The following is a 17,014-nucleotide window of genomic DNA, read 5'->3' as shown; positions in this document are numbered from 1 at the left end:
GAACGACGATGTACGACTTGCTGAAAACCATCGACGACCCGGCAGCCCTGCGCCGCCTCGATCGCCGTCAATTGCAGCCGCTTGCCGACGAGTTGCGCGCCTTTGTGCTCGACAGCGTATCGCAGACGGGCGGCCATCTCTCGTCCAACCTCGGCACGGTCGAGTTGACCATCGCGCTGCATTATGTGTTCGATACGCCGCACGACCGGATCGTCTGGGACGTAGGCCATCAGACCTATCCGCACAAGATCCTGACCGGTCGTCGCGACCAGATGCACACGCTGCGTCAGTTGGGCGGCATCTCGGGTTTCCCGAAACGCGACGAATCGGAATACGACACCTTCGGCACCGCACACTCGAGCACGTCGATTTCGGCCGCGCTCGGCATGGCGATCGCGAGCAAGCTGCAGGGCGACAACCGCATGGGCATCGCCGTGATCGGCGACGGCGCGATGACGGCTGGCATGGCCTTCGAGGCCATGAACAACGCGGGCGTCGAAGACGACGTGCCGCTGCTCGTGATCCTCAACGACAACGACATGTCGATCTCGCCGCCGGTCGGCGCGCTCAATCGCCATCTCGCGCGTCTGATGTCGGGGCGCTTCTATGCGGCCGCGCGCGCGGGCGTCGAGCGCGTGCTGCGCGTCGCGCCGCCGGTGCTCGATCTCGCGCGCAAGCTCGAGGAGCACGCGAAGGGCATGATCGTGCCGGCCACGCTGTTCGAGGAGTTCGGCTTCAACTACATCGGGCCGATCGACGGTCACGATCTCGATTCGCTGATTCCGACGCTGCAAAACATCAAGGAACTGCGCGGGCCGCAGTTCCTGCACGTGGTCACGAAGAAAGGCCAGGGCTACAAGCTAGCCGAGGCCGATCCGGTGCTTTACCACGGCCCGGGCAAGTTCAATCCGGCCGAGGGCATCAAGCCGGCCGCGACGCCGTCGAAGAAGACCTACACGCAGGTGTTCGGCGAATGGCTGTGCGATGCGGCCGAGCTCGACTCGCGCGTGGTCGGCATTACACCGGCGATGCGTGAAGGCTCGGGCATGGTCGAGTTCGAAAAGCGCTTCCCGGATCGTTACTTCGACGTCGGCATCGCCGAGCAGCACGCGGTGACGTTCGCGGGCGGCCTCGCCGCGGACGGCATGAAGCCGGTCGTCGCGATCTATTCGACCTTCCTGCAACGCGCGTATGACCAGTTGATTCACGACATCGCGCTGCAAAACCTGCCGGTGGTGTTCGCCATCGATCGCGCGGGTCTCGTCGGTGCGGACGGCGCGACGCATGCGGGCGCGTACGACCTCGCGTTCATGCGTTGTATCCCGAACATGACCGTGATGGCGCCGTCGGACGAAAACGAGTGCCGTCAGATGCTGTACACCGCGTTGCAGCAGTCGCATCCGACCGCTGTGCGCTACCCGCGCGGCGCGGGTACCGGTGTCGCGACCGTCAAGCAGATGGCCGCGTTGCCGCTCGGCAAGGGCGAAGTGCGTCGCGAGACGTCGGCGCCGGCCGGCAAGCGCATCGCGATTCTCGCGTTCGGCACGATGGTCGCGCCGTCGCTCGCGGCGGCCGAGCAATTCGACGCCACCGTGGCGAACATGCGCTTCGTGAAGCCGCTCGACACCGAACTCGTGCGCAAGCTGGCCGAGACGCACGACGCGATCGTCACCGTCGAGGAAGGCTGCATCATGGGTGGCGCGGGTTCGGCCTGCGTCGAAGCCCTGCTCGCAAGTGGGGTTATGCGCCCCGTACTACAATTGGGCCTCCCCGATCGGTTCATCGATCACGGGGACCCGGCCAAGCTGCTCGCCGCGTGCGGTCTCGACGCCGCGGGTATTGCCCGGTCGATCCGCGAACGCTTCCTCGCAAGCGGCGCGGTCGGCGGTCAGTCGTCGGTGAAGCGCGTCGCTTAAAGCGCTGTCGCCTGTCGTGCCGCCGTGGGTACGACTCATGCCGCCGTCATGCGACGGCGGTTTCGGCAATCTCCAGTTTGAACCGACGGGTCCTGCGGCCCGTCACCCAACGCCGGCGGCAGCCGGCGTTCGCCGTTGCGCGCGCTGATCTGCACGGCCGCTGGGCGCTTCGAGCTCGCTGCGCGATCGTCGCCGATGCAGCGAGACCTGGACGCAGCCCGGCGCTTTCCAGAAAGGACAAAAGAATGAATCAGATGAATCCCGCCTTCGTGATGCCCGACGTGCAAAGCACCCCCGACATGCGCCAGATTCCGATCCAGCGGGTCGGCGTGAAGGGCGTGCGTCATCCGTTGACGGTTCGCACACAAGCCGATGAAGTGCAGCCGACGGTCGGCACGTGGAATCTCGACGTGCATCTGCCGGCCGAGCAGAAGGGCACGCACATGTCGCGCTTCGTCGCGTTGCTCGAAGAGAACAAGGCGCCGCTCGAACCGGCCACGTTCCGCACGATGCTCGCGGCCATGCTCGATAAGCTCGAGGCCGAGGCGGGCCGCATCGAAGTGTCATTCCCGTACTTCGTGAACAAGACCGCGCCGGTGTCGGGCGTGCAGAGCCTGCTCGACTATGAAGTTACGCTGACCGGCGAGACCCGCCATGGCGCGACGCGGCTGTTTCTGAAGGTGCTGGTGCCGGTCACGAGCCTGTGCCCGTGCTCGAAGAAAATCTCGCAGTACGGCGCGCACAACCAGCGCTCGCACGTGACGATCGATGCCGAGCTGATCGGCGACGTCGCTATCGAAGAGTTGATCCGCATCGCCGAGGAAGAAGCGTCGTGCGAACTGTGGGGTCTGCTCAAGCGTCCGGACGAGAAGTTCGTTACCGAGCGCGCGTACGAAAATCCGAAGTTCGTCGAAGACCTCGTGCGCGACGTTGCCAAGCGTCTGAATGCCGACGAGCGCATCGTCGCGTATGTGCTCGAAGCCGAGAACTTCGAGTCGATTCACAATCACAGCGCTTATGCGGTGATCGAGCAGGACAAGCGCCTCGCCTGATACGTTCTGCGTCGGTCCACGCCGTTTCGTTGCAAAAGCATTGAACCTATAAAAAAGCCGCTTTTAAAGCGGCTTTTTATCGTCTTGCGGTGCCCGTTCAGTGCGCGAGCGACGTCAGATCCCACCGCGGCTTCACGGTGAACGCATAGTCGTTGACGGCCTGTTCGGGCCAGCGTTGCAGACGCAGCGCGCCGGCCAGCGCGATCATCGCCCCATTGTCCGTGCATAGCGACAGGTCGGGATAGTGCACGTAAAAATTGCGCTTCTGCGCGGCGGCCGACAGCGCTTCGCGCAACTGCCGGTTCGCGCCGACGCCGCCCGCCACCACCAGCCGGTTCAGCTTCGTGCGCTTGAGCGCCGCGAGCGATTTCGCGGCCAGCACTTCGACGGCGGCATCGACGAAACCGCGCGCGAGATCGGCCTTGGCCTGTTCGCAAATGTTCGCGCCGCCCAGCCGGTTTGCGTGCGTGAGCACGGCGGTCTTCAGGCCGCTGAAGCTGAAATCAAGGTCGCCGGAATGCAGCATCGGGCGCGGCAGCACGACTGCGCCGGGGGTGCCGAACTCGGCCATGCGCGAGACTTCCGGGCCGCCCGGATAGCCGAGGCCCAGCAGCTTGGCGGTTTTGTCGAAGGCTTCGCCGGCGGCGTCGTCGAGCGTTTCGCCGAGAGTCTCGTAGACGCCGACATCCGTCACGCGCATCAGTTGCGTATGGCCGCCCGACACCAGCAGCGCGACGAACGGAAACGGCGGCGGCTCATCAACGAGCAGCGGCGACAGCAAATGCCCTTCGAGATGGTGAATGCCGACGGTCGGCTTGTTCCACGCCATCGCCAGCGAATTGGCGACGCTCGCGCCGACCAGCAGCGCGCCCGCGAGCCCAGGGCCTTGTGTGTAGGCGATCGCGTCGATGTCGCCGCGCGCGACGCTGGCGCGCTCCATCACCTCTTCGAGCAGCGGCAGCGCACGGCGGATGTGGTCGCGCGATGCAAGCTCCGGCACGACGCCGCCGTACTCGCGATGCATCGCAATCTGCGAATGCAGCGCGTGCGCGAGCAGCCCGCGCTCCGTGTCGTAGAGCGCGAGACCGGTTTCGTCGCAGGAGCTTTCGATGCCGAGAACGAGCATGATGAATCGCTTGAGACGGGCGCGCACAATGCGCGTCCGAAAGTAAAAGGTAAGCCTGAAAGTATACCAGCGCGGACCAGCGGCCGCTGGCGGCCGGCAGCGCACGGGCACGGGCGCGTGGGCCCGGCAGGTACAATGCGGCCCCATGGAATCCTTCGATATCGCGGTGATCGGCGCGGGCGCGGCCGGCATGATGTGCGCGGCCGTTGCCGGTCAACTCGGGCGGCGGGTGGCGCTGATCGACCACTCGCAGCGTCTTGCGGAAAAAATCCGCATTTCCGGCGGTGGCCGCTGCAACTTCACGAATCTGTATGCGGGGCCGGCCAATTATCTGTCGGCGAATCCGCATTTTTGCCGCTCGGCGCTGGCACGCTATACGCCGCGCGACTTCATGGCGCTGCTCAAGCAACATCGCGTGACGTGGCATGAGAAGCACAAGGGCCAGCTGTTTTGCGATCAGTCGAGCGACGCGGTCATCGACGTGCTTAAAAACGAGTGCGACGCCGGTGGCGTTGCATGGCGCACGCCGCTATCGGTCGAAGAAGTTCGCCAGGACGCCGAAGGGCGGTTCGTGCTCGGCACGACGGCGGGCACGATCGCCGCCCGTGCGCTCGTGATCGCGACGGGCGGTCTGTCGATCCCGAAGATCGGCGCGACCGATTTCGCATACCGCATCGCCAAGCAGTTCGGCCATAAGCTGATCGACACGCGCCCCGCGCTGGTGCCGCTGACCTTCGCGCCGGCCGACTGGGAGCCGTTTGCGGCGCTGTCGGGTGTGTCGCTCGAAGTCCAGCTATCGACTGGCAACAAGAAGACCGGCGCCGAGTTCACCGAAGATCTGCTGCTCACGCACCGCGGCCTGTCGGGCCCGGGGGTGCTGCAGATATCGAGCTTCTGGCAGCCCGGCGAGCCGATTCACATCAATCTGCTGCCGGAGCGCGACGCCGCGGCCGCGCTCATCGACGCGAAAAACGGCTCGAAGCGGCAGATCGCCAATCTGCTATCGGAATGGGTGCCGCAACGGCTCGCGCACGTGTGGCTCGACACTCATCAGGTGGCGGCCGAGGCCCGCGTCGCCGATCTGCCGGACAAGTCGCTGCGCCGCATCGGTGAGGCGCTGTCGCGCTGGACGCTCACGCCGAACGGAACCGAGGGTTATCGCAAGGCCGAAGTGACGCGCGGCGGCGTCGATACGCGCGGTTTGTCATCGACGACGATGATGAGCGCTCGGGTGCCGGGTCTCTACTTCATCGGCGAGGCGGTCGACGTGACCGGCTGGCTCGGCGGCTACAACTTCCAGTGGGCGTGGGCGTCGGGTGTCGCGGCGGGGGAGGCGGCCGCCGAATATGCCCGGGGGGCTTGACGGCGCAATGGCTTTGTGAGAAAGCTCTGCTATACTCCTGAACCTTTACAAAGTTCCGTTATTGAAAAATGACGACCATCCGCGTAAAAGACAATGAGCCGTTCGAAGTCGCCATGCGCCGTTTCAAGCGCACCATGGAGAAAAACGGCTTACTGACGGAACTTCGCGCTCGCGAGTTTTACGAGAAACCCACAGCCGAACGCAAGCGCAAGAAAGCGGCGGCGGTGAAGCGTCATTTCAAGCGTCTGCGTGGCCAGATGCTGCCAAAAAAGCTCTACTGATTCTGGCGTTGCCCCGCTGTACGCAGCGCGGCAGCATCGCAGCCGATGGCGGCACCACAGTGCCATCACGGCAAACCCGGCCCATCGGGCCAGCCGGCAGGGTCGCATCCACTACGCATATTGCGCCAACCCGCTTGAGGAAGAAGTCCCAAGCGGGTTTTCGTGCTGATGCGGCGGTATCGCCGCCATTGACCGGCCGGTTTTTCAACTTTTCAACGCAATTCAGGTGAGTGATGAGTCTCAAGGACCGGATCAACGACGATATGAAAGCTGCCATGCGGGCGCGCGAGACCGAGCGTCTCGGCACGATCCGCCTGCTGCTCGCCGCGGTCAAGCAGCGTGAAGTCGATGAGCGGGTCACGCTCGACGATGCCGGCATAACCGCCGTGGTCGACAAGATGATCAAGCAGCGCAAGGATTCGATCAGCCAGTTCGAGGCCGCCGGACGCACGGATCTTGCTGACAAAGAAAAGGCTGAGCTGGCCATTCTTTCCGCCTATATGCCTGAGCAGATGTCCGAAGCGGAAATCGTTGCCGAAGTGCAGGCGGCGGTCGCGCAAACCGGTGCTGCCGGCCCGCAGGACATGGGCAAAGTGATGGGCGTGCTGAAGCCGAAGCTGGCCGGCCGCGCCGACATGACCGCCGTCTCCGCGCAGGTCAAAGCCGCGCTCGCGAAGTAACCCTGTCGATTTGTCCGGGTCGCGCGCCTTGTAAAGACGGGGCGCGGGGCCCGGTCGCGGTGTCGGGCCCGGACTCCGGGCTTGGATTTTGAAGCTTTCCACGCAGCGTTAATTACTGTGATCCCACCGTCATTCCTGCAGGACCTGCTCAACCGCGTCGATATCGTCGACGTGGTCGGCCGGTATGTGCAGCTGAAAAAGGGCGGCGCGAACTTCATGGGGCTGTGCCCGTTTCACAACGAGAAGAGCCCCTCGTTTACGGTTAGTCCGACTAAGCAGTTTTATCACTGCTTCGGCTGCGGTGCGCATGGCACGGCCATCGGGTTCCTGATGGAACACTTGGGCGCGTCGTTTCCCGAAGCGGTCAACGAGCTCGCGCAATCGGTGGGTCTAACTGTGCCGAACGAGCCTTCGCCCGGATATGGCGGTGGTGGCGGGGCTGGCGGCGGCTACGCGCCGGCGGCATCGAAGGCCGTCACCACGGCGCTGTCCGATCTCATGCAGACCGCCTGCGACTACTACCGGAAGCAGCTGCGCGGTGCGCCGGGCGCGATCCAATATTTGAAAAAGCGCGGTCTGACCGGCGAAATCGCCGCGCGCTTCGGTCTCGGCTACGCGCCCGAAGGCTGGCAAAACCTCGAGGCGGCGTTCCCGAACTACCGCGACGACGCGCTGGTCGAAGCGGGTCTCGTGATCGTCAGCGAAAAGTCCGACGCGCAGGGTCAGAACCGCCGCTACGACCGCTTCCGCGAGCGGATCATGTTCCCGATCCGCAATGTCAAAGGGCAGGTGATCGGCTTCGGCGGCCGCGTGCTCGACGGCGGCGAGCCAAAGTATTTGAATTCGCCGGAAACGCCGCTATTTAACAAGGGCAGCGAGCTGTACGGGCTGTTCGAGGCGCGTCTGGCGATTCGAGAGCAGCACTACGTGCTGGTCGTCGAAGGTTATATGGACGTGGTCGCGCTGGCCCAATTGGGCTTCCAGAACGCGGTCGCGACGCTCGGCACCGCTTGCACACCGATTCATGTGCAGAAACTGATGCGCCAGACCGATACGGTCATTTTCAGTTTCGACGGCGACGCGGCCGGCCGGCGTGCAGCACGCCGCGCGCTCGACGCGTGCCTGCCGCATGCCGCCGACAACCGGACGATCCGTTTCCTGTTCCTGCCGAGCGAGCACGATCCCGACAGCTACGTGCGCGAGTTCGGCACCGAGGCTTTCGCCGAGCAGGTCGAACGGGCGATGCCGTTGTCGCAGTTCATGCTCAACGAGGTGCTGACCGGCAAGGAGCTCGATCAGCCCGAGGGCAAAGCCCGCGCGCTGTTCGACGCAAAGCCGCTGCTGCAGGCATTGCCGGCGAATGCGCTGCGCGCGCAGATCATGCATATGTTTGCGGACCGGCTCGATGTGCCGTTCAGCGAAGTCGCGGCGCTTTGCGAAGTCGATGCGCGGATCGCGGCCGCCGCGCGCGAGGCGCCGGCCCGCAAGGATCGCCGCAGCGTGACCGGCATCGAGGAAAAGACGCTGCGCAACCTGGTGATGTATCCGCGCACGGTCGCGATGCTCGACGAAGAGGCCGAAGAGGCGCTGCTCACCGTGACCCGGCACGGCGAACTGTTCGCGGAAGTGACGACGCACGCGCGCGCCCTCGGCGATTCGGCGGCGTTCCAGTTGTTGTCAGATCTCTTGCGAAATGGTGCGAACGCCCCAACTTTCGAGGAAATCTTTCGCAAAATTCTAGACTATGATGAAAACGTCCGGGATTTGCTGCTGAAAGACCCGCAGGACGCGGCTGTCATCGAGGAACGGCGCGAACAGGAACGAATCGTCGGCGAGGAGTTGAAGGCCGCGATTTTGAAGATGCGATACGACGCTTATTGCGATCGTCTCGATCAGCTTTCGCGACAGTCACGACATACGCCGGAAGAGTTTGCCGAGTTTTCGGAGCTCAACCGGAAGCGGGCCGACATGAAGCGTCAACTCGGCCTGTAGCGGAGAGGCGAAAACCTCGGGTGCTATAATCAAAAGTTTCTAGCGGTTTGTTTTTTCAAGGGTTTTCCTAGCAAAGGCGAAAGGCGATGCGATGGCAAAGACGACAGGCGGAAATCAGACAACTGGCTCACGCGCTAAAGAGCGCACCGGAAAAGTTACCGAAGCCAGGCTGACTGCATCCGCCAGAAAAACGTCTGCTGTCAGCGTTGCGCCAGCTGCCGGGAAGAAGTCGTCGACCACTGCGGCCGCGCAGGCCGCACCGGTTCGGGCGGCGAAAGCTGTAGCACCGCCGGCTGCCAAGCGGGCGGGTGTCAGAAGCGCAAGGGAAGCGGCTGCCGTTCAGGACGATGCGGCAGCGCGCGTGACTTCAGTATCCACGGTTCATCCGGCTGTTGTCCAACAGCCGGGGGTCGAGACTACAGCCGGTACGGCGAACTCCATGACGAAAAAGCTGAATGAAGTACCCGTCGATGACGATGCAACCCAGGCCGAAGAAACCGCTGCCGCCGCACCGGGCAAGGTGGAAAAGGTCAAGGCTCGCGACCGTCGTGCAAAGGAAAAAGCGCTGCTGAAGGATGCGTTCGCGTCGTCGCAGCCTGGCACGGTGGAGGAACTCGAGGAGCGTCGTTCCAAGCTGCGCGCGCTGATCAAGCTCGGCAAGGAGCGCGGCTTCCTGACGTACGCTGAAATCAACGATCACCTGCCGGACAACTTCACCGAGACCGAGGCGATCGAAGGCATCATCAGCACGTTCAACGACATGGGCGTCGCGGTCTACGAACAGGCCCCGGACGCTGAAACGCTGCTGCTCAACGACAACGCGCCCGCGGCTTCGTCGGACGATGAAGTCGAAGAGGAAGCCGAAGTCGCGCTGTCCACCGTCGACTCCGAATTCGGCCGCACCACCGACCCCGTGCGCATGTACATGCGCGAAATGGGCACGGTGGAGCTGCTTACGCGCGAAGGCGAAATCGAAATCGCGAAGCGCATCGAAGACGGCCTGAAGCACATGGTGATGGCCATCTCCGCGTGCCCGACCACGATCGCCGACATCCTCGCGATGGCCGAGCGCGTCGCCAACGACGAAGTGCGCATCGACGAACTTGTCGACGGTCTGATCGACGCCGACGCGGAAGACGCCGACGGCTTCTCCGCGCAGGAAGCGGAAGCGATCGAGAACGAAGACGAGGAAGCGGAGGAAGAGGACGAAGAGGACGAGGAAGAGGACGATGGCTCGGCGCAAGCCACCGCCAACGCCGCGCAGCTCGAAGCGCTGCGGCGCGCGTCTCTCGAAAAATTCGCGTTGATCAGCGAATGGTTCGACAAGATGCGTCGCGCGTTCGAGAAGGAAGGCTACAAATCCAAGTCGTACCTGAAGGCGCAAGAAACCATCCAGAACGAGCTGATGACGATCCGCTTCACCGCGCGTACCGTCGAGCGTCTGTGCGACACGCTGCGCGCGCAGGTCGATGAAGTGCGCCAGGTTGAGCGTCAGATCCTGCATACGGTAGTCGACAAGTGCGGCATGCCGCGCGCAGAATTCATCGCGCGTTTCCCGGGCAGCGAGACGGACCTCGAATGGGCCGACAAGATCGTCGGGGAGGGGCATGCATATAGCGCGATCCTCACGCGCAACATTCCAGCGATCCGCGAACAGCAGCAGCGTCTGCTCGATCTGCAGGCACGCGTGGTACTGCCGCTGAAGGACCTGAAGGAAACCAACCGTCAGATGGCGGCCGGCGAACTGAAGGCGCGTCAGGCAAAGCGTGAGATGACCGAGGCGAACCTGCGTCTCGTGATCTCGATCGCGAAGAAGTACACGAACCGCGGTCTGCAGTTCCTCGACCTGATTCAGGAAGGCAACATCGGCCTGATGAAGGCGGTGGACAAGTTCGAATACCGTCGCGGCTACAAGTTCTCCACGTATGCGACGTGGTGGATTCGCCAGGCCATTACGCGTTCGATCGCCGACCAGGCGCGCACGATCCGGATTCCGGTTCACATGATCGAAACGATCAACAAGATGAACCGCATCTCGCGTCAGATCCTGCAGGAAACTGGTCTCGAGCCGGATCCGGCAACGCTGGCCGAGAAGATGGAAATGCCGGAGGACAAGATCCGCAAGATCATGAAGATCGCGAAGGAGCCGATCTCGATGGAAACGCCGATCGGCGACGACGACGATTCGCATCTGGGTGACTTCATCGAAGATACCAACACCGTCGCCCCGGCGGATGCCGCGCTGCATGCGAGCATGCGCGACGTCGTGAAGGATGTGCTCGACTCGCTGACGCCGCGCGAAGCGAAGGTGTTGCGCATGCGTTTCGGTATCGAGATGAGCACCGATCACACGCTCGAAGAAGTCGGTAAACAGTTCGATGTGACGCGTGAGCGGATTCGTCAGATCGAGGCGAAGGCGCTGCGCAAGCTGCGTCATCCGAGCCGTTCCGACAAGCTGAAGTCGTTCCTCGAAGGGAATTGACGGGGGCGGCCGCGGCTGGCCGCACATGATGCGATAGAAGGGGCCGCCCGGTCGTTTCGCGGAAGCGAATCGGTTGCGCAGGCCCCTTTTTCGTGTAGTATGTCGGCCAATCGACGAAACGGGCCCGGCCTTCACGACCGGGTCTTTTTTCTTGGGCTGGACGCCGTGTTGGTTGCAGGCAGTGGACTCATAATCCACCTCCGAAAGGACATCGTGGGTTCGAACCCCACCCGGCCCACCAAAGTATCGAAAAAAGGGTTCCGAATTCCGTGTGCCGTTAAGCATAAAGTGGCCACTTTGACACGTTATGCTTGATTGGCCGATAGGCCACTTTTTGCCTTATTGGCGATCTGTGGTACGCGGAAGGATCCCTTGGACTGCCGCCGCGCCTCTTGTAGGCGCGGCGCCCATCCCATCGCGGATTTCCTGCGGCAGGCCCTTGGGCCTATTTCGCCGCTTCCGGGTGGATCGCTCAGAGGGGCACTGTCTCCGAGCAGTCTTGCGTCATGACGATCATCTTCGCATTTCTCGAAGTCTGTGTGACGCAGCAAACATCGCAGATCTTGCAGTGTCGTGCTTTCGCCACATTTATTTCGTTTTTCGGGCGAATTGACTTCTAACGCACGGACAGACTACGCCAAGATGGCGACTGAGTCCGTAGCGCGTCGCTCGGATCGCACGTCGCGATCCATGCAACCGAGCCGAAAAGAGCGTCCGTCCGGCTGTCAGTCCGGACGATTCGCCGCCGAACTGGGTTTTTGCTCTGCTCCGGCGTCTTCCACCCAGACGTGCTTAGGCTGCGGTTTCGGCACGGCCGAAAGTCTGGTGGGACGTGAAACGAGGATGGATTTGCGGCGCTTGTGACATGATCCCCACCGCGACGGAAACGCCGCCAGCGACATCCTTTTGCCCCGCGGACCTTCCCGCGCACAACGAAGGCCGCCAGAGGATGAAGCCGGCGTCGTGCGACACTTTCTGGGCTATTTCCCGCAGCCCCTCGTGCGCGGCGGAAAACGCCGCAAAGAACCGACTATCGAGAGTGAGCGGGCTTTGACGTCGTTCAGCCATCGCGATCTAGCGGGTCTTCGGCTCTGCGCGAGCCGCCACGCAAGCAGCCTGCCCCCTCGGGAGCGCTCAGACGCCACCCTCCGTCGCCTTTAGAGTGTTAACTCTAATTAGAAAATCTGTCCATATTGGCGACCAGTTTTTATTTTCTGCGGGTGGCCGGCGTTTCTTTTTCAGTTTGATGTACTTCCGCGATATTCATCCACACTTTAGAATATCCTTATACTTATCGAGGGAAACGGCGTGGTTTCCAAGGTTAATCCAAACTTGTTAACCCGCGATGGATATTATCGCGCGTCTTTTAACGCGATAGCTAGTTTGACCGGGTTGGCGCCGTCTTGCTCTGAATCTACTTAATCACATTGCGCCGAAAATGATGTTTGTGTCTCTCGGCTCGTTACCGACTTGACTGTCGTTACCTCAAACTATTTGGAGCATTCAATGGAAGATCCGGGATATTTCCTTGCTTCGCCGATTATAAAAAAGATTGAAAGGCCATACTCGTGGTGCATGACAACCGATGCTGGATGGTGCTTATATCCGGATGAAGGAATGTTAGTGGTTGCGCCGCCAGATTATCCGAAACTGGCTGAAGGACTGGAAATTGGCGATTTATACGATTATGTGAGTGGTCCTGATGGAACTGCTGGTGGAATGTACCATCTTTCTTCATATCTAGGAGATCGATATTATTTTGAGTGGTGTGAACAGCTGGTTAGCTTGGTCACAAAAGGCAAGAAACTACAGCGCGGACCGTATCGTATGGTTGATTGGTCCGTGGCGCTTTCCGAACTGGTTGAGGATAAGAACGAATGCCCCGAAACCGAGGGGCGTGGGCCTTTCTGGGAACTGCTTCGCTACGGGCTACGCGGCATGACATTCGGCCCGGTTGCCTGCCGGAAACTAGCAGCTGATTTTGCTAAATGGCAGGAAGCTGCTTCGGCATTGGAAGACACACGATTTTCCCAGATGTACACGCATGTTCGGGAATGCTTTGACCTTGCGAATGGAATAGGCATGGTCACATATCCGTCTAGGTGGTCTGAAGGCGGTGAAGAGTTCAGGGAACCGAAGCTCGGAATTGAAACGCTCGAGTTGCTAGAGCCGCCGTCCGAGGTCACGGTTTAGGTTTGAATCGACTTCAAAGTCGACCGAAACTGTTACAAAACTCAGGCGAGCCCAGCATTTGCTGCGCTCGCCTTTTTTGCTTTTAGATCCAACGCGGCCACCTCCGTCCCTGCCAAGCTCTAATGCATCAGACCGCCGAAAGCAGAGGCGCGTCTTGGGGGCTCTGGCTCTCCGCTAAATTGCGCAACGCCTGTTCGAAAAGCTGATCGGCGTTCGCGAACCGCAGGCGTTCGCCATCCAAAACCGCCTCAATGTCTTCCCTTGACAGCACAAGAACGCCGGTCTCGGCCGCCGCGCAAAGGTCTGCTTTGATTTCGTCTCGAGTCATTGCCGTCACGATTACCGGCAATACGCGGACGTGCTGAAGGCCAGACGTAGCAAGCATCTTGTGCAACGCCGCTTCACGTGCGCTCAATTTCGAGAGCTTGCTCTCGGCTCGGAGCAGCCCGAGTGTGCATTCGACGACAACAAAATCGCCGCGCGGGCTGACGGCCAAGATATCGAAGGCGTCGCGCGTTTTGGGGCTCATCCCGAAACTGACGGGCGCGAACCCCAAGCCCCAAAGCATCCAGGCGACGGCTGACTCGAAGTCATCTGCAGCTTTGCCCCTTGGCGGAAGGTCAGGGAGCAGATAGCCCCGTAGCAGCTTGCCAGTTTGGTCCACGTTGGAAAGGACGGCCGCTCGCGCGTTTTGATAGGTTTGCGGATCGGCAATCCAGCGCAAGTGATGAGCATGGCCGGCGTATGACGCAATACACTGAACGACTGCGCCGCGCGGCACCTCCAGCGACAATTCCCCGATCACATCTCCCAACCGCTCGCCCCAGTCGAGCTTATTTCCGTCGACCGACCCACGAGTTACGACGATGTTTCTATCCAGCACGCGATAGCCGAGGCGCGCCTTTGAACGGTCGAGATCCGGCGCCAGCCAAAGCCCCAAAACGGCTTTGCCTTCGTCGACGCTTGAATGCAGCCAAACCTCGGCCGCGGTGTTCGCGATGACTTCGAGCGTGGTGTGCGTGTTTGGCGTGGCACCGAGGCCAAACTCGACACTGAGCTCGGTTAGCGAGTCGAAAGGGCGCTCGGCCGCCTTCAGCATCCAGTCGGATTGCGGCTGAGGGGCGAGCATATCTCGCCTGCCGCCGCACAACGTCAAAACCGCAAGGCGATTTCCTTGATTGAGTCCCTCAGCGTGGAGGAGGTCTGGGGGCCCAACGGAAATGTTTTGATTGTCGTCAGCTCGAAGAACGAGCCTGCCGCGCTCTGGGATTGCAAAACCGTCGGGAGAGGCAATCGCTTCGATGGCCTGGAGGAAAGGCGCACCTCCGCCGGACAGTTCCAACTGACCCGCCACAACATCGCCAGCCTCAAACCAGTCCTTCGTCGGATTCCGGAAACCGGCGGATAGATACACGCGCGCAGCCAAGATCACGAGAGTGTCGTCGCGCTTGACGGCGATAAAGCTCAGTCTCGCTTTCGAGTACGCGGACTTCCACGGCTGAATTGCCTCGAAGAAGGCGGCGATCATGTTTTCGACATGCTGATTCACAGGTTCTCCAAGCGGCGCGGCGGCTAGATTAACGGCGTTTTGTGCCTTCGAGAATGAGTATATGTACGCGGAGCTCGATGCTTCGACCTATCTTGACAATTAGCCCTTGGATCTCGAGAGGTCAACGTTGCCAGATACGAAAATGTCTCTATCGAAGCCGATTTTCCTAAATAGAAATACACAAAAACACCAAAGGCCCCACCGAAGCGAGATACTTGGCGTTCATACGATCACAAGAGGAGCAAAGCCTGCGCGGCTCCGCTTTATCGCTGCTCGGCAATATCGCGAGACAGGAGAAAGTTTGATTGTATGGCCGCCGCCATGGGAGTGGAATACCCGTCGAAGCAATGTGGACACGGCCTAAACATTTCAAATACAAAAACCGAAAATGAACACGAGTAGTTTTTGAATTAGAGTAATTCCTCTAAAAGTGCATTCGATGAATGATGATGCGCCCAAGGCGAGTGCGGTGCGACGCAGGCGACGGTGGCCGAGAACTCAAGAGGCTGGACAGCACGGGCTCCGGACAGGGCGGCGGCTCACGGTCGATGGGGCAGCTGGGCCTGGGCCAGGCGAGATGGCAGCGCGCCCGAATGTTGTCCAACCGGCATCACGACGATTGCGCAGGGCTGACAATTGCAACCAGGCTTGGGGCAGCGTACCAGCAGATGTTCTGGAGGATTGTTCTGAGGATGCACTTCCGTGGGAATCCATCATGAACACAATTTTGCGGCGCCAATTGCAGCGATGTCCGCGCCTTGCGACGCGCGAGAAAGCTGAAGAATAGAGTTTCGCGGCCAGATCGCCCTGTTCGTCACCGGTGGGACTAGCGGTGGTCACCCGAGCCAGTTGCGACCAGCCTGACGGGTGACGCGAGGAAGACTGTTTCCAGCACGACCGCCGTGGTCTTGGCTGCCCTTCGCAGACTGTGCAAACCTGGTCGCCGCGATTGATTTGAAGTCAAAGGTGCAGTGCTGGCGACGACGAAGGTCAAGGGAACGCTAAGCGATGACCAAGGCAACTCGGAAATATATTGCGGAACTGCGGGAAGCAGCCCATCGGAACTTGCTTCGACGCGTCCACGAAGGAGAACTCGTCTCTGCGTCGGTCCTCGCGGAACGCATGGGAGTCAGCTCGCGTCAACTGGCCCACCTGGAGCGCCGCGGCGGCATCTATTCAGTCGACTTGGATGGGACACCGTTCTACCCCGCTCTGTTCGCTTCGCCCAACTATGATCAACGCCGGTTACGCCGCGTAAGTCACATCATTTATCCGGCGCCCCCCGAAGCTCGGTTGGGCTTTCTGATGTCACGCTGTGGTTCGCTCGGCGACATCGCGCCGCTTGAGGCTCTGAGCAATGACGACAGCTATCGTCGGCTCCTTGCAGTCGCCAAGGCTTGGGCTGCCGAGTGGTGGCGAACTATCGTCGTAATCTACCCTGGTCAGTTCGCGAATCGCGATACTCATCTCCCCACGCCAGTTTGCACCGGGGCGGTCGACGCGGACCCGCGCATTAGCGTCTGGCGCCGAGCCGCCGACGCGCTCAGCTGCGTCGCCAACATGCGACCATGCGGGCCGTATCCGCCTCTGAATGCAGCGACGATCAAAGTAACCAAGCGAACGAGCGGCTCATCGAAACCTGTCCCAGAATTAGAACTCGAAGTGGAGCGATCAGGGGCGCTATACCTTGCAAAGGCGCGGATGGCCGGCGCGGAATGGCGCGCTTTGGTGCCGATTCCTGCGGAAGAAGCAGATGACATCGTCACAGCCGTGCGCAAACTGCTGGCAAAGGCAACGGAATGACCCACTAAGACTATAGATCGCGCACGTTCTCGTCGTGTCGAAGACTGAGTCGCGATCGAAGCCAGCGATTCAGCGCCGGTCGTCCGCGCTCTCCCAAGGTACGGCGCGCCTGATCGCTCCACTTCGTGCTGGAAACAGTCTTCCTCGCGTCACCCGTCAGGCTGGTCGCAACTGGCTCGGGTAACCAACGCTAGTTCCTACCGAGCGTCTTCTTGGACCGCGGGCTGCCGCCCTGTCCGCAGCCCGCGTTGCCCCGCCTCGTGGCTTCTCAGCGGCCGCGCCTGCGTCGGCCGGCGCACCCTCACATGGGCGCATCGTCGCTCATCGATTGCATGTTTAGAGGATAAATTCTAATTCGAAAAACTGCACGCGTTCATTTCCGATTTTTGTATTCGAAATAATCAGACCGTCTCCGCCTGACTCCGAGGGCATTTCACTTCCTTGCCGACGCCCATACAATCAAAACGAGTCCTGCCTCAAAAAGTGCCCAGCAGCGATATGGCGGGGCTATGCAGGCTTCGCCCCTTTTTTTGATCGTACGAACGCCGATTATCTCGCTTCGGTGGGAATTTGGCGC

Annotated in this window: 11 protein-coding genes and 1 tRNA gene; 10 read left to right on the top strand and 2 right to left on the bottom strand. The window is 61.2% G+C overall.

Features of this window, described 5'->3' with window-relative positions; all coding sequences use genetic code 11:
• Positions 1 to 8 precede the first annotated feature (8 nt).
• Both dxs and folE2 read left to right on the top strand, forming a co-directional pair.
• Positions 9 to 1,916 (top strand): 1-deoxy-D-xylulose-5-phosphate synthase, encoded by a 1,908-nt coding sequence (gene dxs, locus AB3X86_RS07775; RefSeq protein WP_176123306.1) that lies wholly within the window; start codon positions 9 to 11, stop codon positions 1,914 to 1,916.
• 245 nt (positions 1,917 to 2,161) lie between these two features.
• Positions 2,162 to 2,968 carry a GTP cyclohydrolase FolE2 gene (folE2, locus tag AB3X86_RS07770; RefSeq protein WP_368595516.1) on the top strand — a complete coding sequence of 269 codons (807 nt, stop codon included), beginning with the start codon at positions 2,162 to 2,164 and terminating at the stop codon, positions 2,966 to 2,968.
• A gap of 97 nt (positions 2,969 to 3,065) precedes the next feature.
• Here folE2 and tsaD read toward each other — a convergent pair whose 3' ends face one another.
• Positions 3,066 to 4,094 carry a tRNA (adenosine(37)-N6)-threonylcarbamoyltransferase complex transferase subunit TsaD gene (gene tsaD, locus AB3X86_RS07765; protein WP_176107230.1) on the bottom strand — a complete coding sequence of 343 codons (1,029 nt, stop codon included), beginning with the start codon at positions 4,092 to 4,094 and terminating at the stop codon, positions 3,066 to 3,068.
• A 145-nt stretch (positions 4,095 to 4,239) separates the two neighbouring features.
• On the opposite strand from tsaD, the gene AB3X86_RS07760 reads away from it, so the two are divergent.
• The 7 genes from AB3X86_RS07760 (at position 4,240) to AB3X86_RS07730 (ending at position 13,085) form a co-directional block, all read left to right on the top strand.
• A complete protein-coding gene (locus AB3X86_RS07760; protein ID WP_368595515.1) occupies positions 4,240 to 5,457 on the top strand; it encodes an NAD(P)/FAD-dependent oxidoreductase in 1,218 nt (405 codons plus the stop codon).
• 68 nt (positions 5,458 to 5,525) lie between these two features.
• Entirely contained in the window at positions 5,526 to 5,738 is a 213-nt protein-coding gene (gene rpsU / locus AB3X86_RS07755; RefSeq protein WP_008919901.1) for a 30S ribosomal protein S21, read from the top strand.
• 233 nt (positions 5,739 to 5,971) lie between these two features.
• On the top strand, positions 5,972 to 6,418 hold the full coding sequence (locus AB3X86_RS07750; RefSeq protein WP_176107232.1) for a GatB/YqeY domain-containing protein: 447 nt from the start codon (positions 5,972 to 5,974) through the stop codon (positions 6,416 to 6,418).
• Between the two features lie 117 nt (positions 6,419 to 6,535).
• Positions 6,536 to 8,410, top strand: a complete 1,875-nt coding sequence (gene dnaG / locus AB3X86_RS07745; protein WP_368595514.1) for a DNA primase — start codon at positions 6,536 to 6,538, stop codon at positions 8,408 to 8,410.
• A gap of 91 nt (positions 8,411 to 8,501) precedes the next feature.
• Entirely contained in the window at positions 8,502 to 10,892 is a 2,391-nt protein-coding gene (rpoD, locus tag AB3X86_RS07740; protein ID WP_368595513.1) for an RNA polymerase sigma factor RpoD, read from the top strand.
• Between the two features lie 153 nt (positions 10,893 to 11,045).
• Positions 11,046 to 11,133 (top strand) — tRNA-Ile (locus tag AB3X86_RS07735).
• A 1,265-nt stretch (positions 11,134 to 12,398) separates the two neighbouring features.
• Positions 12,399 to 13,085 (top strand): hypothetical protein, encoded by a 687-nt coding sequence (locus AB3X86_RS07730; RefSeq protein WP_368595512.1) that lies wholly within the window; start codon positions 12,399 to 12,401, stop codon positions 13,083 to 13,085.
• A gap of 127 nt (positions 13,086 to 13,212) precedes the next feature.
• Here the strand turns inward: AB3X86_RS07730 and AB3X86_RS07725 are convergent, their stop codons facing one another.
• The gene (locus AB3X86_RS07725) at positions 13,213 to 14,634 is read right to left on the bottom strand and encodes a hypothetical protein (protein ID WP_368595511.1); all 1,422 of its coding nucleotides are present in this window, start codon (positions 14,632 to 14,634) and stop codon (positions 13,213 to 13,215) included.
• 1,008 nt (positions 14,635 to 15,642) lie between these two features.
• Here AB3X86_RS07725 and AB3X86_RS07720 point away from each other — a divergent pair.
• Entirely contained in the window at positions 15,643 to 16,437 is a 795-nt protein-coding gene (locus tag AB3X86_RS07720; protein ID WP_368595510.1) for a hypothetical protein, read from the top strand.
• Positions 16,438 to 17,014 lie beyond the last annotated feature (577 nt).

Source organism: Paraburkholderia sp. BR14374 (genome assembly GCF_040948685.1).
Classification (GTDB): Bacteria; Pseudomonadota; Gammaproteobacteria; order Burkholderiales; family Burkholderiaceae; genus Paraburkholderia; species Paraburkholderia youngii.
Note: the sequence above shows the minus strand (reverse complement) of the source record. Positions and strands in the feature narration are given on the sequence as shown.